The 23,191-nt window shown below is 46.8% G+C and carries 18 protein-coding genes and 5 tRNA genes; 8 read left to right on the forward strand and 15 right to left on the reverse strand.

Annotated features, from left to right (window positions below):
• The first annotated feature begins 35 nt into the window (after nt 1-35).
• Both murJ and cysS read left to right on the forward strand, forming a co-directional pair.
• A complete protein-coding gene (gene murJ / locus HAL07_RS07315) occupies nt 36-1,484 on the forward strand; it encodes a murein biosynthesis integral membrane protein MurJ (RefSeq protein ID WP_053945592.1) in 1,449 nt (482 codons plus the stop codon).
• Nucleotides 1,485-1,503: 19 nt separating this feature from the next.
• The gene (gene cysS, locus HAL07_RS07320) at nt 1,504-2,922 is read left to right on the forward strand and encodes a cysteine--tRNA ligase (protein ID WP_053945684.1); all 1,419 of its coding nucleotides are present in this window, start codon (nt 1,504-1,506) and stop codon (nt 2,920-2,922) included.
• On the opposite strand, the gene HAL07_RS07325 is transcribed toward cysS, so the two are convergent.
• Nucleotides 2,915-3,850: a hypothetical protein gene (locus HAL07_RS07325; protein ID WP_053945593.1), complete on the reverse strand. Its 936-nt coding sequence runs from the start codon at nt 3,848-3,850 to the stop codon at nt 2,915-2,917. The two genes, cysS and HAL07_RS07325, sit on opposite strands and share 8 nt — an antisense overlap.
• An 87-nt stretch (nt 3,851-3,937) precedes the next feature.
• On the opposite strand from HAL07_RS07325, the gene HAL07_RS07330 reads away from it, so the two are divergent.
• From HAL07_RS07330 to dnaN, 5 genes are read left to right on the forward strand one after another with little or no spacing between them, the layout of a single operon-like run.
• Nucleotides 3,938-5,152 (forward strand): outer membrane family protein, encoded by a 1,215-nt coding sequence (locus HAL07_RS07330; RefSeq protein ID WP_238374506.1) that lies wholly within the window; start codon nt 3,938-3,940, stop codon nt 5,150-5,152.
• The gene (locus tag HAL07_RS07335) at nt 5,152-5,838 is read left to right on the forward strand and encodes an ABC transporter ATP-binding protein (protein ID WP_053940652.1); all 687 of its coding nucleotides are present in this window, start codon (nt 5,152-5,154) and stop codon (nt 5,836-5,838) included. Before HAL07_RS07330 ends, HAL07_RS07335 begins: the two co-directional genes overlap by 1 nt.
• Nucleotides 5,831-6,586 (forward strand): hypothetical protein, encoded by a 756-nt coding sequence (locus HAL07_RS07340; protein WP_053945594.1) that lies wholly within the window; start codon nt 5,831-5,833, stop codon nt 6,584-6,586. Before HAL07_RS07335 ends, HAL07_RS07340 begins: the two co-directional genes overlap by 8 nt.
• A gap of 15 nt (nt 6,587-6,601) precedes the next feature.
• A complete protein-coding gene (locus HAL07_RS07345) occupies nt 6,602-6,904 on the forward strand; it encodes a hypothetical protein (RefSeq protein WP_053940650.1) in 303 nt (100 codons plus the stop codon).
• Nucleotides 6,905-6,948: 44 nt separating this feature from the next.
• Nucleotides 6,949-8,028 carry a DNA polymerase III subunit beta gene (gene dnaN / locus HAL07_RS07350; RefSeq protein WP_053940649.1) on the forward strand — a complete coding sequence of 360 codons (1,080 nt, stop codon included), beginning with the start codon at nt 6,949-6,951 and terminating at the stop codon, nt 8,026-8,028.
• Here the strand turns inward: dnaN and HAL07_RS07355 are convergent.
• The 4 genes from HAL07_RS07355 to der are packed head-to-tail and all read right to left on the reverse strand — an operon-like array spanning nt 8,025 to nt 13,874.
• A complete protein-coding gene (locus HAL07_RS07355) occupies nt 8,025-9,353 on the reverse strand; it encodes an NFACT family protein (RefSeq protein WP_053945595.1) in 1,329 nt (442 codons plus the stop codon). The two genes, dnaN and HAL07_RS07355, sit on opposite strands and share 4 nt — an antisense overlap.
• Nucleotides 9,350-10,819 carry a DNA repair protein RecN gene (locus tag HAL07_RS07360; protein ID WP_053945596.1) on the reverse strand — a complete coding sequence of 490 codons (1,470 nt, stop codon included), beginning with the start codon at nt 10,817-10,819 and terminating at the stop codon, nt 9,350-9,352. The genes HAL07_RS07355 and HAL07_RS07360 overlap by 4 nt, the downstream gene beginning before the upstream one ends.
• Entirely contained in the window at nt 10,816-12,561 is a 1,746-nt protein-coding gene (locus HAL07_RS07365; RefSeq protein ID WP_053940646.1) for an ATP-binding protein, read from the reverse strand. The genes HAL07_RS07360 and HAL07_RS07365 overlap by 4 nt, the downstream gene beginning before the upstream one ends.
• Nucleotides 12,558-13,874, reverse strand: coding sequence for a ribosome biogenesis GTPase Der (der, locus tag HAL07_RS07370; protein WP_053945597.1), 1,317 nt, complete (start codon nt 13,872-13,874; stop codon nt 12,558-12,560). Before der ends, HAL07_RS07365 begins: the two co-directional genes overlap by 4 nt.
• A 210-nt stretch (nt 13,875-14,084) precedes the next feature.
• On the opposite strand from der, the gene HAL07_RS07375 reads away from it, so the two are divergent.
• Nucleotides 14,085-14,798 (forward strand): cell surface protein, encoded by a 714-nt coding sequence (locus HAL07_RS07375; RefSeq protein ID WP_082355965.1) that lies wholly within the window; start codon nt 14,085-14,087, stop codon nt 14,796-14,798.
• 57 nt (nt 14,799-14,855) lie between these two features.
• Here the strand turns inward: HAL07_RS07375 and HAL07_RS07380 are convergent.
• From HAL07_RS07380 to HAL07_RS07425, 10 genes are all read right to left on the reverse strand, one after another.
• Nucleotides 14,856-14,931 (reverse strand) — tRNA-Glu (locus HAL07_RS07380).
• Nucleotides 14,932-14,954: 23 nt separating this feature from the next.
• Nucleotides 14,955-15,031 (reverse strand) — tRNA-Asp (locus HAL07_RS07385).
• A gap of 2 nt (nt 15,032-15,033) precedes the next feature.
• Nucleotides 15,034-15,109: transfer RNA gene (locus tag HAL07_RS07390), tRNA-Val, on the reverse strand.
• Between the two features lie 3 nt (nt 15,110-15,112).
• Nucleotides 15,113-15,187: transfer RNA gene (locus tag HAL07_RS07395), tRNA-Glu, on the reverse strand.
• A gap of 2 nt (nt 15,188-15,189) precedes the next feature.
• A tRNA-Lys gene (locus tag HAL07_RS07400) sits at nt 15,190-15,265 on the reverse strand.
• Between the two features lie 48 nt (nt 15,266-15,313).
• Nucleotides 15,314-17,260: a penicillin-binding protein 1A gene (locus tag HAL07_RS07405; protein WP_053945598.1), complete on the reverse strand. Its 1,947-nt coding sequence runs from the start codon at nt 17,258-17,260 to the stop codon at nt 15,314-15,316.
• Nucleotides 17,260-19,305 carry a methyl-accepting chemotaxis protein gene (locus tag HAL07_RS07410; RefSeq protein ID WP_053945599.1) on the reverse strand — a complete coding sequence of 682 codons (2,046 nt, stop codon included), beginning with the start codon at nt 19,303-19,305 and terminating at the stop codon, nt 17,260-17,262. The genes HAL07_RS07405 and HAL07_RS07410 overlap by 1 nt, the downstream gene beginning before the upstream one ends.
• A gap of 15 nt (nt 19,306-19,320) precedes the next feature.
• Nucleotides 19,321-19,821: a chemotaxis protein CheW gene (locus HAL07_RS07415; protein WP_053940642.1), complete on the reverse strand. Its 501-nt coding sequence runs from the start codon at nt 19,819-19,821 to the stop codon at nt 19,321-19,323.
• A gap of 8 nt (nt 19,822-19,829) precedes the next feature.
• Nucleotides 19,830-22,208, reverse strand: a complete 2,379-nt coding sequence (locus tag HAL07_RS07420; protein ID WP_053945600.1) for a hybrid sensor histidine kinase/response regulator — start codon at nt 22,206-22,208, stop codon at nt 19,830-19,832.
• 43 nt (nt 22,209-22,251) lie between these two features.
• Nucleotides 22,252-23,190 carry a chemotaxis protein gene (locus HAL07_RS07425; RefSeq protein ID WP_053940640.1) on the reverse strand — a complete coding sequence of 313 codons (939 nt, stop codon included), beginning with the start codon at nt 23,188-23,190 and terminating at the stop codon, nt 22,252-22,254.
• Between the last annotated feature and the right edge of the window lies 1 nt (nt 23,191).

The following is a 23,191-nucleotide window of genomic DNA, read 5'->3' on the forward strand; positions in this document are numbered from 1 at the left end:
TGTAGAATAAAGCGAATACACCTAAAGGTTTTTTGGTGCTTAAAAAATTCTTTTTAGCCACAAGCTCGGGGATTTTATGCTCGCGCATCGCCGGATTTGTGCGGGATTTACTCAGCGCTTCAGTGCTAGGCAGTGGGCTTTATAGCGATATTTTCTTTGTGGCGTTTAAATTCCCTAATCTTTTTAGACGCATTTTTGCTGAGGGGGCGTTTAGCCAAAGTTTCTTGCCCGCCTTCATCTCTAGCCGCTACAAGGGGGCGTTTGCACTAGGCATTTTTGGCGTGTTTAGTTTGTTCTTGCTCGCCTTAGTACTCTTGGTCGATCATTTCCGCTTGTTTTGCACGAAGTTGCTCGCCTTTGGCTTTAGCCCACACGCCATAGAGCTAGCTAAAGACATCGTGGCGATCAATTTTTATTACTTGCTCTTGGTCTTTTGGGCGACCTTTTTTAGCGCGCTCTTGCAGTCCAAAAACCATTTTTGGGTGAGTGCCTACCACACGATTTTATTAAATGTGGCGATGATTTGCGCCCTTGTGTGGCATAAAAACGACAATCTCTTAGAAGTGGTGCGGGCGTTGAGTTATGGGGTGCTTTTGGGGGGGTGTGCTCAGGTGTGCTTGCACTTTTATCCGCTTTACAAACTCGGCTTTTTTAAACTCTTTGCGATCGGGGGTTACAGCCTTTTAAAGGCCAAGCCCGCCCAAAAAGCCACCATCAAGCAAGAGAGAAGACATTTTTTTAAGCAATTTTTCCCCAGCGTGCTAGGCAATTCAGCAAGCCAAATCTCGGCCTTCATCGACACTTTATTGGCTTCGTTTTTAGCCACAGGCAGCATTTCTTACTTGTACTACGCTAATCGCATTTTTCAACTGCCCTTAGCCCTCTTTGCCATCGCCACCTCTACGGCGCTGTTTCCCACAATCGCAAGGGCGATTAAAAATAAAGACAACGATCGAGCCATAGCCCATTTACAACAAGCCTTTGACTTCTTAACTGCCATGCTCTTGGTTTGCACGCTCGGGGGGATGTTCTTGTCTCAAGAGATCATCGCGCTTTTGTTTGAAAGGGGGCAGTTTGGGGCGCAAGATGTGGCTGAGTGTTCTAAGGTCTTTTGCGCCTATTTAGTCGGGCTTGCCCCCTTTGGCGTGGCTAAAATCTTTGCGCTGTGGCTTTATGCCCACAAAGAGCAACTCAAGGCCGCCAAAATCGCGCTCATCTCTTTAATCTTTGGCACGCTCTGTTCGCTCGCGCTCATGCCCTATTTGCACGCCAGCGCGCTGGCCCTGTCTAGCTCGCTCTCGGGGTTTTTGCTCTGTGGGCTCTATCTTAGGGCTTTTGGTTTTAAGCGTTTTTTGGGCATGATCTCGCTTTCTAAGATCGCCTTTTTGAGTTTGATTTTGGCTTTAGAAGCCGTGGTTTTAACCCTGTTTGTCGGGGTTTTGCAAACTTTGAAGGTTTGGATTTTTTTACACCACCTATTTTAACGCCCAAAGGTTTTCTATGATTTATTTATTTGACAGCCACCGCAAGCAAAAATGCCCCTTTAAACCCTTGAAAGCCCCCGATGTTTTGATCTATGTTTGTGGCCCCACGGTGTATGATTACTCACATTTAGGGCATGCTAGAAGCGCGATCACTTTTGATCTTTTAGGCCGCATGCTGACTTTAAGCGGGTATCGGGTGCATTTGGTGAAAAACTTTACAGACATTGACGACAAGATCATTGCCAAAGCGTTGCAAAAAAACACGGATATCAACACGCTCACCGAGTATTTTATCAAGAGTTATTTACAAGACATGCAGGCTTTGGGGGTGCAAAGACCCAAGCTAGAGCCACGCGCCAGCGTGCATTTGGGAGGCATCGTGCAAATGATTAGCGGGTTAGTGCAAAAGGGCTTTGCCTATAAAAACCCCAATGGCGATGTGTATTTAGACACGAGCCTAGATCACGCCTATGGGTCTTTAAGCGGGCATTCTTTAGAGCTTGAGAGGGTGAGCCGCATTGAAGACAACCCCGAAAAACGCCACCCTCAAGACTTTGCATTGTGGAAAGCTTACAAGGGAGAGGGGGATTTGGGCTATCCTAGCGCACTAGGCAAGGGCCGCCCCGGTTGGCACATTGAGTGCTCAGCAATGGTTAAAGAGAGTGGGGCATACACGGACACGCCCTTTCAAATCGACATACACGGGGGAGGGTCGGATTTGTTTTTCCCCCACCACGAAAATGAAGCGAGTCAAACCCGTTGCGCCTTTGGCCAAGAATTGGCGCAGTTTTGGATCCACAATGGCTTTGTGAATATCTCGGGCGAAAAGATGAGTAAAAGCTTAGGCAACAGCTTTTACATCAAGGACGCTTTAAAAGTCTATGATGGCGAAATTTTGCGTAATTATTTGCTCGGCGTGCATTACAGCGCCATTTTAAACTTCAACGAAGAGGATTTAGCCAGCCAAAAGAAACGCCTAGACAAACTCTACCGCCTAAAAAAGCGCGCCTTAGAATTGGTCCTAGCTCCTAGCGTGGCTAACGCCGCCTTTACCCATGCCTTGCTTGAAAGCATGCAAGATGATTTAAACATCTCTAAAGCGTTAAGCGTGCTTGAAGAGCATTTGCACTTGAGCAATGAGAAGCTAGACAACACGACCAATAAAGCGGATAAAAAGCACGGGGCCGCTGAGATTTTAGCGGATTTGCTCTTTGTGGAGAGTTTGTTAGGGCTTGGGGGCAAAGACCCTCAAGTGTATTTTCAGCTGGGCGTAGGCTCTGAGTTAAAAGAGTACATCAAAACCCAAATCGCCCTGCGCCAAGAGGCCAAAAAAGCCAAGGACTTTGCCCGTGCGGATGAAATTAGGCAAGCTTTAAGCGGGCGTGGCATTGCCCTGATGGACACGCCCAGCGGGACCATTTGGGAAAAGATCATCTAAGTTTGAGGCCCTGTAAAAATTTAGGGGTGAGCGCGCTTAAGGGGAGGGGGTGCGTGTTGTGCGGGTCGTCCTTGCTTTGGTTATAGAAGACCTGTGAACCCTGTGTGTAGCGCTTTAACTCCAAATCCCCCTCCACGCTCTCAAAGGTGAGGATAAAAGCGGGGGCATCGGCGGGTTTTAAATGCAACTCCAAATACGGCCCTTGGGTTTTAAAGCCCACCACCCCTGCCCCCGCAAGGCAAAAACGCCCCCTAGCGCGGTCATATTCTTTAATTTCTACGCATTGCTCTTTGGGGCCATAGATGGTGCTTAGACTGTAATCGCCCATGTTAGCGGTTTGGATTTTTGGCGCAAAAGCAGCACTTTGGCTGGGCGTGGGCTGTGGCACCTTGGCTTGGGCAAGTGGGGGAGGGGGGGTGGTAAGTTTGTCTAAAAGCGCATCGTTGATGGCACCCATGGCGTAAGTGGGGGCGGTGGAGTAGTAAGTGGGAGGCTGGTTTAGGCGGGCTAGGCTGGTTAAATAAAAGGTGCCCTTGATGAGGCCAAATGTGAGAGTGTAACCTGTCTCTTTGGGGGCGGTGGTGGGCGTGGCCGGGGTGCGATTTAGCAACTCTAGGCGCAAAGTTTCTCGATCTTTAGACAGATGCACCACATTAACCCCGTGCGCACAAAAGCCCTTAAAAAGTTGCCCTTTAAAGAGCACGCCCAAACAAACCCCGCTGTTAGGGCCTACACTCCCTAGGGCGTATAAAAGCGTGTAGGGCGCAAATTCGAGCTTATAAGCGGGATCATCACTGGCCTTTGGCAAAAGTGTCGTGTTTTCTTTGGTTTGTGCGTTTAAAAACTCTTTTGTCCATGTTTTGAGCGTTTGCATAGGATTGGCCTGCAAAAGAGTTACACAAAAAAGCGCATAGAAAAAACGGGGCATGGGTTTTCCTTTGAAAATTCCCATTATACAAAAAATCCCATTTGCCCCACTTTTAGATATAATGAGCCATTTATGCTTGGATGGTGCATGCGGCGTTATCTTTTGGGTTTGTTTTTAATATCTTCTTTGGTGGCGACAGATATACGACTCGATCCTTTTGGCTACTTGGGGATGATTTATAGCCAAGGACTCGAACACAAGGGGCATGGCTATGTGGGCTTTGATGCACGGGTGGGGACAAATTTTGCTTTCAACAATGGTTGGGCTTTTGGGATTGGGGCCATAGGGGCGTGGAATGTGTGGAGCAAGAATAAAAAATTCCAGCCCATTGTGAGCATTGGCAATGTTTTAGGCAGTGTAGAGAGCAACATGCTCCCGTATTTGAGCATGGGCGACATTTCAGACGCTTATGTCAAATACGACACCAAAAGGCTCAAGTTTGCACTGGGGCGGTTTGACACGAACTTTGTAGATTTTGACTGGATTCAGGGCAACATCCAAGGCGGGAGTTTGTACATGCACCGCTACGACTGGACTTACTGGGGCATTTATATGGACTCCATGCTCTACAATGGCTATCAGGGCAACGACTTACAAGGGCCGCGCATCGCCACAGGAATCAACGCCCTAGCGTCCTACGACCCCGTTTCTAAGAAAAGATATGTGGGAGGAGAAGTCGTGGCTTTTGGCACAAGCTACGAACACAAGGGTTTTAAAATCTCGCCCTTCTTTCTCGCAGACTCGCATCTGCCCATGGTGCGTACGCCTTTGATCCAAGTGGGTTTTAAATTCCAGTATTACACCCAATTGCCCAAAGGCTTTAAATCCTACACGATTGTACACGGCATTTACCAACATGGCAACACAGATGCCATTAGGGGCGATGACGAAGGGGGTTTGATCATGGTCGATCAAACCTTTTTGTATAAAATCTTAAACTTTGGTTTAGGCGTTTATGGCGTGCCCGCCCCGAATCAAAAGGGCTTTTTTTGGTCTTTTAACGACAAAACCAAATTTTACGGACGGGGCATCAACGCGATGGGCGTGCCCGCCATTTATTTTGCCAACGCCACAGTTACGGGCTATATTTTTGGGGGGCTAAAGACAAAGCGGGTACGCATGGACGCGATGGTCGCCTTTGGAGATTACCAAGAGTACTCATTGATGACCAATTATAAAGTCTGGCAATCTAAGCAAATGATTTTAGATGCGGGGCTGGGCTATGTTTATTCCTACTCATCAAAGGTGAAAAACACCGTAGGCAACTCCTCCTTTGTGCTTTTCACAAAGTTTTCTTACTGATGCTTGTTGTTGAAAATTTAAGCAAGGCTTACGGCTCTAAGGTCGTTTTGCAAGATTTGAGTTTTAGTCTTAAAACTGGGGAGATAGTCGGGTTGCTCGGGGCCAATGGAGCGGGCAAAAGCACCTTGTTAAAGATTTTAGCCGGGCTGCTTAGAGAACACAGTGGGGCGGTTAGCCTACACGGTCTACCCATCGGGCTAGAGAGCAAAAGAATCACCGCGTATTGCCCCGATCGCCCCATTTATCCGCCCAGCCACACCGCTTCAAATCTCTTAAGTTTGTGTGCGGATTTTTTTAGCGACTTTGACAAAGAGCGGGCCTTACAACTCATAGAGCGGTTTAAAATCTCCCTAGAGCAGCCCTTTAAATCCTTTTCAAAGGGGCAGAAAGAGCGCTTGCAACTCATTTTAGCCTTGAGTCGCAAAGCACAACTTTTCTTGTTTGATGAGCCTTTGGGCGGGATTGATCCACTCGGGCGGCAAGAAATTTTAGAATTGATCGCGTGCGAAAGAGAGCAAGAGAGCACGATGTTGATTGCCACGCACTTAGTGGCAGACATACAAGATTGTTTAGACAAGGCCATTTTTATGCAAAATGGACATTTGATCGCCTTTGAAGACACCGCCACACTTAAAGAGCGCTATGAGAGTGTAGAAAAGGCTTACAAGGATTTATTGCATGTTTAAGGTCTTTAAGCACGATTTTTTAGAAAATTACTTATCCATTGTATGTACCCAACTCTTTTTAGTCTTTTGTTGGGTGTTTTTGAGTCAAAAAGAAGGCGATGTTTTGGTGTTTTTAGTGGCCAATTTTTTCTTGCTTTTGGGCAGTGGGGTTTTGGCGGTGCTGATTTTTGCCGCCGCTGTGCGCTCCACCCAGCAAAAGCTCTTTGGAGCAGAGGGTTACTTCACCTTTAGCCTGCCCTTGAGTGTCGATGCCATTTTGGGGGCTAAAATTGCGGTCAATTTAAGTTGGGTGCTTTTGAGCATCTTTAGTTTTTTTCTAGCACTCTTGTTTTCTTACCTTTGTAGTACCAAAGCCCCGTCTCTTAGCGACATTTCACCGCAGGGTTTGCCCTACATTTTAAGAGCCTTAGGGCTTTTCTTGCTCTTTTGTTTGCTCTTGTATTTAAAGTTGCTCTTGGCGCTCACTTTATTAAACATAGGGCGGTTTAAACGATTCCCTAAATTAATGGGTTTTTTGTTTTTTGTGGGGATCAGTTTTATTCTGTCCCTGCCCTCTCATGCCTTGCAAAAACTCTTTTTAGGCCCTGAAAATACCATTTTACAAGACAGCTATTTGGTTTTTTACGCAAATTTCTTTTTCTTAGACACGGGCACAACTGCTCTTTTTTTAGGGTTAGAGTTTTTAAAAGGGGGGATTTTGTATGCGCTCATCCGTTGGCTGTTGGTGCATAAACTTGCATTAGACTAATAAGAAAGGCAGCACATGAAAAAATTTTACATTGGGCTTTTTTTAGGCTTGGTGGGCGCACTGCACGCGCAAAGCGGGTATTGTAGCTCAAATTGTGAGGGCACGCCCAGCGAACGGCTGGCCCCTATGGAGTTTCATTTTGACTTTGTGCGCTCAGTGGATCACTTCTTGAAACACCCCAAAGCCCGCTTACGCACGCTAAGGCATTGCCACGAAGCCTTCACCTCTACGGCTAGAATCAACACCATCACCAACTCTTTTAGAGTGAATTGCGACCACGCCCTAGAGGCGCAAAAGCTGGCACAATCGCAACCCTAAGCAATCTGTGCTACAATGTCCCCTTTTATCCATAAAGGACATTTATGCAACTGATCATTGACAAGACTCGCTTAGAAAAGGCACTGCAAAATCTTGTGGCTTTCACCGATCGCAAGGATTTAGCCAACATCGCTTCTCATGTCTGTTTAGAAGCCAAAAGTGGGGTGTTGCGCTTAGAGGCAAACGACCTAGAAATGGGGCTTTGTTTGCATTTGCAAGCTGACATTGCCAAAGAGGGGAGCGCGACTTTTAACGCCAAACATTTTTTAGACATCGCCTCCAAGTTAGAAAACGGCGACCTGTCTTTAGAGGCAGACAGCGATTTTGTGCATGTGCGCTTTAAACGCTCGAAATTTAAACTCCCCTTGTTTGATCGCAACGACTTTCCTGCTTTCCCCAGCCATGAAAATTTGCCCTCTTTGCACTTTAGCGATGGCACTCTTAGCGAGCATTTTAAAAAGTTGGTCCATGTCATTAAAACCAACGCGTCTAAGTATGAATTTGGCGGGGTTTTAATGGTCTTGAAAGAGCGGCTAGAGTTGGCCGCCACAGACACAAGGCGTTTGTCTTTGGTGCAAATGGACGCGGACAACATGCCCGCAGAGGTTCTAAACACGGAGTACATTTTGCCTAAGCGGGCCATGCTAGAGATTAGCAAACTCTTTGAGGGCGACTTTGACATGTTTTACGAACCCAAAGAGCCGAGCATGCTTTTTTTTAAGAACGATGCCTTATTGCTTTACTCTAAACTCATTGGAGGCAAATACCCCAACTACGAGGCCATTTTCCCCAAAGAATTCACCCACAAATTTGACCTAGAATCCCAAAGCTTTAAAGAGGCGATACAGATCACAAATGCCTTAAGCGCCACGACAAAGATTGTTTTTTACCCCGAGCGCATCGAGTTTGAATCTTCACAGAGCGAAAGCCCGAGCTTTGCAAGTACCTCCATAGAAGCTAAAACCCCTCTAGAGGGCTTTGAATTGCATGTCCATGCCCGCCATTTGCTAGATGCCATCAATGCCCTCAACGCCCCTACTTTTAAGCTCTCCTTAAACCAAAACACCGACCCCTTTTTAGTGGAAAAGGATGGGTTTAAAACCTTGATCATGCCCGTTGCTTAGAGCGCGACCACGAGGCTAGAAAAGTGTGTGTAAGTTACAAAGGCTTTGTTGCCTGCCTTTTGGGCGAATTTGACATGCTTTTTTTGTGTGTAATCAATCGCCACTTTCAGCGCCTGTTGGCTCTCATTGGCGTAGGCAAGTCTGGCTAATAGGTGGCACGCTTTCTTAAGTAGGCTCGCTGAGGGGCGGTTGGGGTGCGTGAAAATCAACATATGCGCGCTGGGCTTGTCTTTGATGTGCGCCCATGTGTCGCTGGCCCTGCCCGCCTTGAGCAGGGCGCGGTTTTCATTTTCATTGCGCCCGATGCCAATCCTTGCCCCCTCAATCTCAAAACTTTCCCACACATGGGACTTTTTGTACTTGCCCTGTTTGCTAGGGGTCAAAACTTTTAAATCCTCTAAATTGCTTTGATCGAGCAAAGCGATTTTTGCCTGCAAAAAGGCGATTTTAGACTCTAAATTCTCTTGTTGTACAACAATGTGCAACGCCCTTTGTTGGCACTTTTTAGATTCTTTAAAAAGTTTATTTGCCGCATCGCTTAGGGAACGGGCGTTTTTAGGCAGGGGAATTTTGGTGTTTTCTAAGCACAATTCCCCTAGATACAAACTTTGGGGCTTTAACTCGTGCAAATGGCATAAAATTAAAGAGGCTTGGCGTTGCTTGGTGTGGCTTAAATCTTGCAACTCTTTAGGGCTTGCTAAGTCGTCTAAAAACCCTTGTAAGGTTTTTTGCTTCTTCAACCATGTGTTTTTTAGACTCTGTTTATAGCTGTCAAGCTGCTTTTGCGTGGTCTTGGCGTGCAAGTCTTGCAAAGCCTGCAATAAGACTGGGGTGTCTGGGCTCTCTTGGGGGGGGCGTTTAAAGGCGGGCTTTTCTAGGGGAGCTAGTGGGGTGTTTTTAAGCACGGGGCGAGAGCTTTGCTCCAAAGACACAAAACGCAAAGCTTCGATAACAATGCCCTGTGGGTTCAGTAAAATGGCGTTGCTGTGCCTGCCTGTAAATTCTAATTGTAAAACGCTCTCTATTTTTTTATAACTCGTGGCGCACTCGAGCACGATTTTTAAAATGCGATCTTCGTTTTCTAAGTAGACATCGACAATCCTAGCGTTGCTCGCGCACTTTTCAAGCGCAAGGTTAAAGGGGGTTTTAGACAACTCAAGAGGGCTTTCATCTAGGTAAATGTGGCCACTGCCCTTTTGCATGCACGCTTTAAAGGGGTAGTTAGGCGTGTCTAGACTGATGGTTTGTTTGGCGTGGCGGATGGTGATTTTGCGCTGCTCTTTAAGCAATTTAGCAAAGGCGTTTAACAGCGCATAAGGGATCACGACTGAGGCTTTAACTTCATTTTGGCGTAGGCGATGGCTTCCTTACCCAAATTGGCATCGACCATACGGGCGATTTCTAGGGTCTGTTCTTTTTTGTTTAAAAGCTTCACGCAAGTTTGCTTATTGTGGGTATAAACAAGAAAATGGCGCTGGGCTAGGGCGGGTAAGTGTGGGGCGTGGGAGATGGCGATGATCTGATAATGTGCGCTGAGTTCCTTTAAAATCTGCGCCACACACGCGCTCTCTTGCCCGCTTAAATTTGTGTCGAGCTCATCGACAAAAATTGTTTGCCCCTCTTTGCCCCTCTTGTGCGCTTTTAAGGCCAAAAGGCTTAAGCGCAAGCGGTTGTGCTCGCCCGCGCTGATGTGTGTGCTTGGGGTATTGCCTAGTTGCAATTCTAGACTCTCAAGCCCACTAGAGCTTAAGGGTGTGGCTTGCAACTCTAAGATGGGGGGCTTTAATAAAAGCTTGTTGGTGTAACTTTCTAGGTCTTGTTGCATTTTGGCTAAGTTGGCTTGGCGCGTGGCTTTAAGTTGCAAGGCTAGACGCAAGCTCTCTTGCTCTAATTTGGCGCAATTTTCTTGGCTTGCCTGCAAGCTCTCTTGGTGTTGGTTGTACTCCTTGCAATTTGCCTTAAGTTGCTCTAGACGTTCTCTTGCCAAAGCCACGCTCCCGTATTTCTTAACAACCCCCCCTAGCTGGCTAATTTCATCCAATAACGCCTCAATGTCTAGGGCTTCTAACTCTTCTAGGGCGTGTTCTGTGTCTAGTAAAAAATCTTGCGCCTCGTCTAAGAGCTGCTTTAGGGCTAGGGCTTTTAGCTCGGGCAGGGCTTTTACGATTTTATCGGCGTGCTCTAAAGCTTCTAGGGCGGCCTTGACCTCCACGCCCCGCTTTTCTTGCATTTGGTGCGCCCTCTTGCGTTCCAAAAGTTTTTCATAAGCCCCCTCGCTCAAATCCAAAGCCTGCAATTTAGACAGCTCAAAACGGGCCATTTCAGCTTGTAGGTCTAAATGTGCCCCTTGTTCTTGTAAGATTTGGTGTTGCTCTTGGGCTTTTTGGTAGCTAGCAAAGACCTCTTTAAAACTCTCTAGCAGCTTTGGGGGGCCATAGCCATCAAGCAGGCTTAAAAGAAAATGGGGTTGCAACTCTTGGGCTTGCTTGTAGCTGGAGATGTGTAAAACAAGGGGGCTAAAGCTCTCTTGCAAACTCTTTTTTGTCATGGGCTTGGCGTTTAGGGTGTAGCTGGTCCTCTTGTCCTTTGTGGCTTGGATTCTACCCTGTTTCCATTGGGCTTTAACAAACTTGGCTTGCAAGGGTTTTAGCCCCACGCTGGCTAAAATCGCCCCCACCAACACGCTCTTCCCGCTTCCGCTTGCCCCACTGATCACATTTAAACGGGGGCTAAAGTCCAGCTTTGCCAGCGCAAAGACAAGCCCACCTTGTATCTCTAGACTCTCGATCACAGCCCCACTCCAAAGCCAATGTTCTTAGCCCCGTCAAAATTGCCTTGTTTTTCTTTGGCGATCTCGCTGGTAAAGTCCTCTAAACTAAAAAGGGGATTTTTATAGGTGGCGACTTTATAGGCGGTGTTTTTCACTACCAAAGCGATTTGCCCCCCGCTTAAAGCGTGTTTGGCTAGCTGGCGGGCTAAACTCTTTGCGCTCTCTGGCGGGGCGTAGGGGGCGTTTTTGGGCAGGTATTTTTCCCACAACTGCACCCTTTGCTCGAAAGTGGGGAGTCTAAATTCGATCTTGTGGTTAAAACGGCGGGAAAAGGCGGCATCTAGGGTTTCTAATAAATTCGTGGTCGCGATGAGTACCCCCTCAAACTTTTCAATTTGGTGTAAGAAGATGTTTTGCATTTGGTTATGCATTTTGTCCGCCCCACTGCTGGCACTCGTGCGGGTGCTTAAAAACTGGTCGGCCTCGTCTAAAAACAAAATGGGCGGGTTTTTGCATTGTCTGGCGATCTTTTGGTAGTCGTCAAAAATCCTACGGACGTTTTTCTCCGACTCGCCCACATACATGGACAAAATTTTAGAGCAATCAAAGCCCAAAACTTCTTTTTTCAGACTCTTGGCAAGGGCAAGCGCGCTCATCGTCTTGCCCGTGCCCGGCGGTCCATAAAAGATGATCTTGGCATCGATGTCCTTATGATTCTTGTTTTCAAGCCCCCACTCTTTTAGGCGTTGTTGCATCTGCGGGTCCATTTGTTTCAACAAAACTTCTAAGGTCTCTTTGGTTTTTTGGCTTAAAACCACTGCCTCTAAGCCCTCTTTAGGCTCAAGGGCTTCAAAAATGTCGCTGTCTTTGAGGATGTGCTTTAAAGTGGTGTTGGCGCGTGGGGGCGTGGGAGAAGTGATGGTTTCAAGCACCATGTCTTGTAAAAAGAATTGCCGCACCAAGCCGTTTTCAAAGGGGTCTAACAGCTCTTCATAGTCCATGATCTTTTTTTTGATAAGAGGGCTTGTGGGGCTTAAAAGATGGGCACTTTCTGCGCTGTTGCTCCCATCGGCACTGAGAAGTTGCAATAAATTTTGGTGTTGGCTTAACGAGTCGTCTTCTTTGACAAAATCTCTAGCATTGTAAGCGTCTTTTAACAGGGCAAAGAAAAGCAAGGTTTCTTTGGGGTTTAGGTGGTGCTTGTTTAAAAATTTTTGCACCGCTAGGGGGGTTTGGGTGCTCTTTGTGCGGGCCTTTATCTTGTGCTCTAAAAGTTGTAAATCCGCTTGTAATTTGGCCCGCCCCCTCAAGCCCACTTTTTGTAGTTTTTGCAAAATCTCGATCTTTAAAAACCAATCGTTGAAGTAATCCAAATGATCACTATAAGGTGTGATTTCTAAAAAAGGGTGTTTGTTATGCCCCTCTTGGACGAGCTTAAAAAAATGCCCGCTTAGAGCAATCGAGCTGTCAAACAACTCTAATAACAGCACTTCTTGTCGTCTAGTGCGCTTTTCTTGCACGACCCACTCTAAATCCAAGAGATTTTTAATGCAAGCCAAATAGGGCAGGGCCTCAGCTTCTTTGGCTTTAAATAAAGTCTCTAGCAAGTCGGCAACTTCTATGTCGCTTTGCCCTTTTAGGTATTGTGTGGCTAAATGTTGCAAAATGCGCCCCTCTTTGGGGCTGCACTTTAGGGCGTAAAAAATGCGGGTTTTGCAAATGTCTTTGGCTTGGATAAAGTCGGTAAAGTAGCTAGTGTTCATGGATTAAGCGAGTCTTCTTTGCCCTTAGCTAATAAAATGATGGGCGTGCCCAAAAAGCCGAATTTTTGGCGTAGGGTGTTGGTTAAATAGCGTTTGTAACTAAAATGCAGAGCCTTAGGGCGATTCATCACCAAAGCGATTTGGGGCGGACAGGAGGCAAACTGCGTGCTGTAATAAATGCGCACAATCTTGCCATGGTCGCTTGGTAGGGGGTGCTTTTGGGTGGCTTGGGCGATGACTTGATTTAGGGTGCTGGTGCTGATACGCATAGAAAAATGGCGATGCACTTCTAGGATTTTGTCCTTAATTTGAAAGATGTGGCGTTTAGAAGTGGCGCTGGCTGTGATGATTGGGACGTGTTGCAAGAATTTAAATTTATATTTGAAAGTCTGTAAAATGCTCTCAAAACTCGCATGGCGGATGTCCCATTTATTCAACACCACCACCAGCCCTAAGCGGTACTCTTCGGCTAAAGAGGCGATTTTTTCGTCCAAATCCACAAAGGGCGTGCTGACATCTAGAATCAAGAGCGCAATGTGGGATTTTTCAAGCACCTTACGGGTGCGATCGAGGGCAAATTTTTCTAAGCCCTCAATCTTGCTTCTTTGGCGCAACCCGGCTGTATCCACAAAGCAGATTTCTTGCCCATTGTGCTTGGTTGTTTCATCCACTGGGTCGATGGTCGTGCCCGCCACGCTAGAGACCAAAGAGCGTTCTTGTGCCACCAAAGCGTTTAAAACCGAGCTTTTGCCAACATTCACCCGCCCGATGATGCCCACTTGGATTCTCTCGGGCACCTCTAGAGCTTGGGGAGCTTCTAGGGGCTTTAGCCCAAAGTGCTTTAAGATGGCTTGTTGGAGTTTGTCTAAACCTTTGTTGTGGCTAGCGGACACAAAAAACATGTCATTGACCCCAAGCTTGGCAAACTCATAGGCGTTTAGGGCTTCTGTTTCGTTGTCTATCTTATTGACGAGCAAAAAGCAGGGGCAGTTTTGTTTTTGGATGGTTAAAATGTGTTGTTTGTCCGTGTCTTGGGGGGGGATTTTGCCATCCACAACATACAATACCAAATCGCAGGCTTCAACCGCTCCCATGTTGAACGAAGCGATTTGATCCCCAAAGACATGCTTAGGGTCAAACCCCCCCGTGTCCCACAACTCCACCCCATGCCCGGCGAGCAAAAAAGTTTGTTTTTTAATGTCCCTGGTGGTCCCGGCGACATTGGAAGTGATCGCACTGCGGCTTTTTAAAAAACAATTGAATAAGGAACTCTTGCCCACATTAGGCATGCCTAAAATGACGATTTTAAGCATCCTGCTCCTTTTTATGATTGATAGACACCAAAAGCTCTAAACCTCTTGCCGCTTCGGCCCACCTTTTTACAATCCAAATTATGATAGAATGGCAGATTGTTGCCATCTTGGGTTAAAAACCCACTAAATGGGGCGATATTAGTAGCATTTGACTTAAAGAACGCTTGTATCCCTAGCAACAGGGGGTTGGCGTGTGTAAAAAGGGTTTTTATGGAGCGGATTTGGGCGCAAGGTGGGGGGTTGTTTTTGGCATGTTGCTTGGGGGTGTTTTGCGGATGCGGGCAACCTCCCAATGCTACGCCCATTAACTATAACTTCAACTACAAAGAAGACATCACAAACACGGTCAATCATAACCATCTACAAACTTCGAAAATCAGCAGCCCCACCCAAAGCACAACCCAAACCAAGCAGGTGATCCGTCTAAAAACCGATGAACCTAAAAAAGTGATCTTTTCGCAGGAAAATTACTACCCCTTGAGCGGACGGGAGGTCGGCATTGAAGAGTCGCATGGCAAGTTGTTTTTAGATGTCTATTCTTATAAATTACAAAAGTTTATGCAGGGTGAAGTGTTTTTAACCAAAAGGCAAACCCAAACCTTTAAGATCAACGACTCTTCCACGCAAATCACCAACATTGAAGGGCGCATTAAAACTTACGAATATTCTCAAATCAAGCAAAAAGATCACAGCATCAACACCCCCTACCAACGCTACGCCCTACAACAAAAAACCCCCACCCGCTTTCAAATCGCCATCGATAAAATCCCCTACGCATTTGACACGCAGGGTTGTCGGGTGGTGATTAGAAAACAGTTGATAGACACCTTTTCTAACAGCAAGGAAGTGATGATCAATTTAGACTTTAAAAGGGAGTTGCGCAACAAGGCCAGCTTTGATCTCTTCTTAGAGTGCCCTTGGTGAAACACCCGCGCTAGGGGTTTAAGACTCTTGCAAATGGGCTTAGAATGCCCTAGATAGTGGCGACCCCTGAAAGATTTGAACTTCCGTTTCCACCTTGAAAGAGTGGTATCCTTGGCCACTAGATGAAGGGGTCTATTGAAAAATGTTTTGGGGAAGTGGCGGAACGGACGGGACTTGAACCCGCGACCCCCTGCGTGACAGGCAGGTATTCTAACCAACTGAACTACCGCTCCAATGGTGGTCGCTATAAGACTCGAACTTATGACATCCACCTTGTAAGGGTGGCGCTCTACCAACTGAGCTAAGCGACCGCGTGGTGACTCCTAGGGGATTTGAACCCCTGTAACCACCGTGAAAGGGTGGTATCCTAACCACTAGATGAAGGAGCCTTTGGTGACCCGTGCTGGATTCGAACCAGCGGCCCATTCCTTAAAAGGGAATTGCTCTACCTGCTGAGCTAACGGGTCATGCAAACAAAGAAGCGATAATACACTATTTTAAAAATTTTGTCAAGCCTAGAATAAAAGAGGCGCGGCACTTTGGCTTTGGTTGGGGATGGCTGCACCTTTAAGAGTGTAGTAAGTTTCCCCATTGATGCGCCGGGCGATCACGCCCTCTGGGATTTCAAAGCGGCGTTTTAAGTTGGGATCAAATTTTAGGGCTTTTTTCATGAAGTCGCCAAAGACAGGGGCAGCCACCATCCCCCCCGTCATCGCTCTGCCTATGCTCGTGTTGTCGTCACGCCCAAACCACACAACGGCTTGCAAACTTGGGCTAAAGCCACAAAACCACGCATCCACATCGTTGTTGGAAGTCCCCGTTTTGCCTGCAATTTCTAGACCGGGCACTTGCGCCTCGTGTCCGGTGCCCCTTTCCACGACATTTTGAAGCACGGACAGGGTTAAAAAGGCCTCAGACGCATTGAGGATGTTTTTAGGCGTGATGAGTTTTAAGGCTTTATCCTGCCCTCTAGAATCGGTGATGCTCTCAATGAGCGCGGGCTCTAGGATACTGCCATAGTTAGAAAAAAGCGAATATTGCATGCTCGCCTCTAGGGGTGAAATGCCAAAACTGCCCAGCGCGATGGACATGTTTTTGGGCAAATCTTCAAAACCAAAGGAGCTAAGGCCTCGATAAATCGTGTCAAAGCCCACATAATCGACTAAATTAATCGTAGCAAGGTTAAGCGAGTGGGTGAGAGCTTGTTTTAAGGTAACTAGGCCATTGACTTTGCGGTTGTAGTTTCTGGGCCGCCAGTGGCGTTGTTGTGGAGTTGCGCCGTTGCGGTTATTAAAACTGCGCGCCATGTCCGGGATTAAAGACGCGCTTGTCAAGCCATTGTCAAAGGCGACTTGGTAAATAAAGGGTTTGACGGCACTGCCAAATTGGCGTTTGGCCTGCGTGGCGCGGTTAAAAGCACTCCTGTGGTGATCCACGCCGCCCACAAGGGCTAAGACATGCCCGCTGTTGGTTTCTGTCACCACGATTGCGCCATTTAGGGTGTCGTCTTCGCTCTTGCCTAGCTTTTTAAGCGTGTTGGCATAGCCCAGTCTTAAAGAATCGCGCGCAAATTTTTGGTAATCCAAATCGATGTAAAGCTTGATTGTGTAACCCCCAGTTTTTAAATCGGGTAAGAAGTTTAGGGTACGCACCACTTCATCGACCACATAGGGGGCGACATTTTGGGTTAGAGTGGTGTGATAGACCTTAGGCACTTCATTTAAGGCCGTGTCCATCTCTTGTTGGCTAATCCAACCCAAATCATACATGCGCTTGACAATGCTATTGGCACGGGCCAAAGAAAATTCTAGCCGTCTTGTGGGGTCGTAAAAAGAGGGGGCGCGCGGCAGTGCCACGAGCATGGCAATCTCTTTGAGGCTCAAAAGGACTAAGGGCTTTTTAAAATACCCCAAAGCCGCTGTTTTGATGCCATAAAAGCCATGCCCAAAAAAGGTCTGGTTAAAATAACGCTCTAAGATTTGTTCTTTGCTTAGAGCCCGCTCCAATTTCAGTGACAAGATCATCTCTTTGAGTTTGCGATCCAGTGTTTTAGCGCGGGTAAGCAGCATATTTTTCACCAATTGTTGGGTTAAAGTGCTGCCCCCCTCGGCGTACTTTTGGTTGCGTAAATTCTTAATAAAAGCGCGCATGATCGCGTCTAAATTCACGCCATTGTGCTCAAAAAATAAGGTGTCTTCTACGGCAAGCAGTGCCTCCACCATGCGCGGAGGGATTTCATTAAAGTGCGCATAGACACGAAATTCTTTATCGTAAATGTTGGCGATGAGTCGCCCTTTGGTGTCTAGGATTTGTGTGGTCAAGTCGGGCTTGTAATCCACAACTCTTTGAATATCCTTGCTCGCTTCTTGCCACAAGTAAAACACATACCCACTCCCAAAGACCCCGCCCAAAACCATGGGCAGGATGAATAAAACCCATAGGACTTTTTTAAGAATCTGCATTAAAACTTCTTCTTGTTCGCGTCCTCTAAAATGTCTTGGGAGATGCGCTCAATGTTGTTACCCACTTCTAAAGAAGTGTTGGCGACATTGAGGTTGTTTTGTGTGTCCTCTTTAAACACTTGTAAAGAGGCGTTGATCCCCTCCACGCTTTGGCTTTGCACCTTAATGGACTCTGTGGTGTCGGCAATGCTTTGGACTAAAATATTGATGTTTGCCTCAATTTCGCCCAAAGACTTTTGGGTGCGTTCAGCTAGCTTTCTCACTTCATCGGCCACCACCGCAAAGCCCCGCCCGTGTTGTCCCGCTCGGGCCGCCTCAATGGCGGCATTGAGGGCCAATAAGTTTGTTTGATCGGCGATGTCTTTAATGATCTCTACAATGTTTCTAATGTCTTGTCCTTGGGCGATCATCTCCTCGCTTTTTTGGCTGATGTTGGTGATGTTCTCTGTGATGGATTCGATGGATTGAGAAGTTTGAATCAAACTTTTATTTTGCTGGTTTGCGCTGTTTGTGAGCTGATCAACACAGGTTTTTAAGCCTTTTGATTCTTTTGTGAGTGCGCTGGCAAAATCTAGAGAAGTGCGTAACATTTTGGTGATCTCGGCCCCCAAAGCATCGATAGCCTTTTCAATATCGCCGGAGGGATTTGGGATACCCTTTGTGAAGTCTAGAGCCTGATAGCGTTCAAAGGCTTGGTTAATGGTTTGCATGTAAGAACCTATGCGTTCTTGCAAATACGCCACCACATCGTTAAAGAGCTCTCTTAATTGCAAGAGATCGGGGTTATTAGGCATAGCGGTGATCCTTTGCGTGAAGTCACCTTCCTTAATGTGGCGCACCACCTCTAGCATGTTCTCAATGGTGGCGCTGTCCGTTTTGGTGTTTTCGTGGATTTTTAAGATACTCTCATTGATGGATTGTTGCATATACCCGATCTCATCGAGCATTTTTGGCTCGACAATGTGTATATCCTGGCTATTCTTAGGATCGTTAAGTAATCTAAAGAAACCACTTAGGGTGTTGGAAACCACTCCAATGCGGTCACCCACCAAATAGCGTACGAGGATATAAACAGTGGCTACCAACACAATCACCACAACCAACCCCATGATAAAAATCAACTTTTGCAAATAGCGAGCTGCTGCAAAAACCTGGTCTTTGCTCACAAACCGTGCGATCGCCCAATTGAATTTAAAATCATCAGGACCAATTTTGCTAAAAATATCAAAGGATCTAACGATTAAAAAGCTACTTTTCTTGGTACTAATGGCGTGGTAGTCCATAGCACCGGAGCGGTTTTCATGCACAACTTCCATGAGATGCTTTGCTGTGGGATCGGTATTTACATCGCTGAGTAATTTACCTTGGATGTCTTTAGGGTGTGTGAGCAACAAATACCCGTTTTGTTGCATCACAAAGGTGTCGTTTTTGGCACGCATGACCACATCCGCAAAGCTATCAATATCCACAAAAGCGATCATCACTCCCACTAACTTAGTTGCACCACGCTCATCTCTGTTAAGGGGCACCGCTAATTCAAAACCAAAAGCCCTTTGCCCACCAATCTCTTTAAAATAGGGCTTCGTTTTGAGAATCCTTCCATTTTGTAAAACTTGACGGGTGATCTTGGGGTTGTAAAAATCTTTTTTAATGAAAGTTTCTAGGGTATTTCCCACTTTGCTCACAATGTAAGAGCCATTGGGATCGCCCACGGCGGATACACTGATCAGTCTAACGTTTGGAGTACTATTTAAAAATTTTCCAATCAGTTGTTGCTTTCTACTTTCATTATGGATAAAATCAATGGAGGCGAGATTTTCTCCTAGGACGCTCATAGATGCAAACATGCGATCCATCACCCTTTGTAGGCGAGCGGCATTTTGATTAATATTTTCTTGCATGGTTTCAATGGTGGTGTTGCGCATAACACTTCTTACCTGTTTGCTAATCATCACCCCTAGGACCGTAATGCCTAGCATCACCACCACGCACACGCCAATAATGAGCTTGGCCGCTATCCCTAGTTTAGCAAACATAAAATCCATCTTCTGCACGATGCATTAAAAGTCTTTTTTCAAAATCTCTTCCACTTTAAGAATTGAAACCAATTTATCCTCTCTTTTGCCAATGCCATAGATCAATTGGTTATTTTCTAAAAGGGTTTCGGGCACGGGGTCGATGTCGGATTGTTTAATGCGGATGGCTTCTGTGAGGCGGTCAATGAAAAAGCCAGCAATTTGATCCTTGTGGCGCACCACCAAGTAGCGCATGTCCTTATTGAGCTTTTCGGCCGACAAACCAAACTTCAAGCGCAGGCTAATTAAAGGGAAAACATTGCCCCTAAGGTTAAACACCCCTAAAACATAATTGGGCGTTTCTGGCACCCTTGTGTAGCCTATGGGTTTGACAATCTCTAAAATATTCAAAATGGGGATGGCGTATTCCTCACTGCCAATGATGAAACCGATGAATTGTAAAATCTCCTCGGTGTCCTCTTGTTTTTCCACTTCGCCTTTTTTTTGCTTTTCAAACAACTCTTTTAATGCGATGGCATCTTGCATACACGCTCCTATACATCTAGTTTAATGCTGCGTTTGACAACATTAGCTAAATACTCAGGGCTATAAGGCTTGGTGATGTACTCTGTCATCCCGCTTTCCACCCCTCTAATGCGATCGGTCTTGGTCACCCTTGAAGTTACGGCAATCAAAGGCAGATTTTTAAACTTATTGTACTTACGCACTTCAGAAGCGAAGGCGTAACCATCCATTTTAGGCATTTCAATATCCACCAACACCGCATCCGGCGTTTTATCAGCGTTTTTCACCATCTCCAGCCCCTCTATGCCATTTGTTGCCTCTAGTACGGTAACGCCTAGCGGTTTTAAGGACTTGCGCATCATTGCCCGATCTGTGCTGCTGTCGTCAATGGCTAAGACAATGTAATCGCTGGGGTTGTTTTTGGCATTGGAGCTTTGCGCCTCGTCTAAAAGGCTATTGACATTGACTTTGACATTTTTAGCCATTTCCATCATCGTACCCACATCCACGATGAGTGTGATCTTGCCATCGCCACGCACCGTGGCCCCGGCAATCCCCTTCGTGCTTTTTAAGTAGTAGCCTAAGGATTTGATCACCACTTCCTCTTGCCCGATCAAGTAATCCACAATCACCCCGATTTTTTGATCGGCTAGGCCGATGATGACGACATACACCTCTCTAGAGCTCTCTAAAATCGCATCGACTTTAAAAATATCTGCTAGGCGCACGAGCGAAAGCACCTCATCGCGCAGACGCAGCACACTCTTGCCATCCACGCTGTAAATCTCATCTTGGCTAACACGCACGGTTTCTAGCACAGAAGAGAGCGGGATTGCGTAGTACTCCTCTTGCACGCCCACGAGCAAGGCTTGGATGATGGCCAAAGTGAGGGGGATTTTGAGTTTTTGCGTGGTTCTCACACCCACCTCTGACTCGAGCTCAATGATTCCATTGAGTTTTTCAATGTTGGTCTTCACCACATCCATGCCCACGCCCCGCCCGGAAACATTGCTTAAAGTTTTAGCGGTGGAGAAGCCGGGTTTAAAGATGATGTTTAAGGCCTCTTTGTCCGTCATCGTGGCCGCTTCTCTTTCAGTGATCACGCCCTTTTCAATGGCTTTTGCTTTGAGTTTTTCTGGGTCTAAGCCCGCCCCATCATCGGTGATCTTGATCACGATATGGTTGCCCTCATTGTAAGCACTAAGCTCTACCCGCCCCGTCTCTGGCTTGCCTAACATTTTGCGCTCTTCTGGTTTTTCAATCCCGTGGTCGCAAGAGTTGCGGATGATGTGAATCAAGGGGTCGCCGATCTCCTCCACAATGGATTTATCCAGCTCTGTTTCCTCCCCATCGATGATCAAGTCAATGCTTTTACCCAGCTCGCGACTCAAATCGCGCACCATGCGGGGGAATTTATTAAACACCTTGCCAATGGGTTGCATCCTTGTTTTCATCACCGCCAGCTGTAAGTCTGTCGTTACGGCCGAAATTGAGGACACCACTTGGTTCAACTCTTCTAAGAATTTCTCCCCATCGTAGCGCTCCTCCACATCGCTATAAATGCGAATCAGGCGGTTTTTACCCAGCACCAACTCCCCAATGAGATTCATTAAGTGATCCAGCCGCCCCACATCCACGCGCACGGTTTGCTCCACTCCAATAGCGACCGACTTTTCTCCGTCTTTCTTGGGAGCGGGCCCCGCTTTAGCAGCGGGTTGAGGGGGCGCACTTGGGACTGGGCTAGGTGTGGGCGGCTTGGGAGCGCTTTGTGTGGCCTTACCTTCAGTGGTTTTCTTTTTCTCTGCGCGGCGGGCTTTGTCTGCCTCTTGGCGCAATTTTAACAACCGCTCGATCTCTTGCTCCACCTCTTGCGGGCTCATATTCGAGTAATCCGGCTCGCCCTTTGACTCGGCCTCTTCTTTTTTAGCCTCTGCTGTCGTTTCGGCCTCTGTTTTGGGCTCTTCTGTTTTTGCGGGCTCTGCGGATTCGCCCTCTTGGGTTGGGGCTTGTGTGCCATCGCCTTGCACAATGGCCTGCAACTCCCTAGTGATCCCCTCAATGTCCAAGCCAGCATTCGCATCCGTGCCCGTGTCGCGGATATTGACCAATAGGGTCTTCATCATATCCACCGAACGCAAGACCACATCCATCACGTCCGGGGTGATCTTTAGCTCGTTTTTGCGCGCCCGATTCAACACATCTTCCATGTTGTGGGTCAAATGGGTTAGGGTGTCTAGGTTGAGAAAAGAGCTCGAGCCCTTGATTGTGTGGGCGACCCTAAAAATGCGGTTTAATAAGTCTAAATCCTCCGGGTTGTGCTCCAACTCCACCAAATCTTGGTCGAGCTGTTCATTCATCTCGAAGGCTTCGACTAAAAAGTCCTCCATGATCTCCTTCATATCATCCATACAAACACCTCTTCCTTTTAAATCTGTCGTATTATACTTAAAATTAGCCTAAAATCTTAGCGATCTCGTCCATAAAACGCTCTTCATCAAACTTCACCAAATACCCCTTGGCCCCCAAATTTAACGCTCTTTGCGCGCTGTAATCATCGCAAATCGAAGAGTTAAAAAGTACAGGGATTTGGCAAAACCTTGGGTCTTCTTGGATTTTAGAAAAAAAATGATAGCCATCCATCTTAGGCATCTCTACATCCGACACGATGAGTCTTAATTTTTGATCCAACTTGTTTTGGTATTGCTGGTAAAGCTTTTCTAATTTAGCCAAGCCATCCTTGCCATCCACCGCCTCCACCACCTCAAAACCCATTTTTAACAAGGTGCGCTTAATGATGGTGCGCGCGGCTTTACTGTCATCCACAAACATAGCAATCCCCTCAAACTGCCTAATCTCTTGTTTTTCTGCGTGGAATCTAGGGGCTTTGGGCTCATGTATTTGCAGGTCGTCTAAAATGCTCTCCAAGTCCAAGATCAACAAGGTTCGATCCCCCTCGATCTTGGTGATCCCTGTGATCTTGTCCCTACTCATCGTGTTGTGGTTGCTAAAGGCAGCGGTCTCGACTTTGCTCCAGTCAATGCGCCGAATGCGCTTGGCCTCATGCACTAAAAAGCCCATTTTAACGTTGCTAAACTCGGTGATGACCACGACCCTTTCTACAATGCGCTGTTCATCCTCAGGGATCCCCAGCCATTTAGATAGATCGATGAGGGGGATGATGGTTGAGCGCAGATCAAAAACGCCCAAAATGTAGTCCAAATTAGTGGGGCACTCAAAGATTTCAGGCATCATGATGATCTCTTGCACCTTAGACACATTGATCCCATAAATGCCCTCAAAGGGTTGATCACCCTGCAAGCCAAAGATTCTAAAATCCACCAACTCAATCTCACCCAAATTTAAGGCGGTGTTTAAATTTTGTTCCGTCAAG

This window comes from Helicobacter ailurogastricus, from assembly GCF_001282945.1.
Classification (GTDB): Bacteria; Campylobacterota; Campylobacteria; order Campylobacterales; family Helicobacteraceae; genus Helicobacter; species Helicobacter ailurogastricus.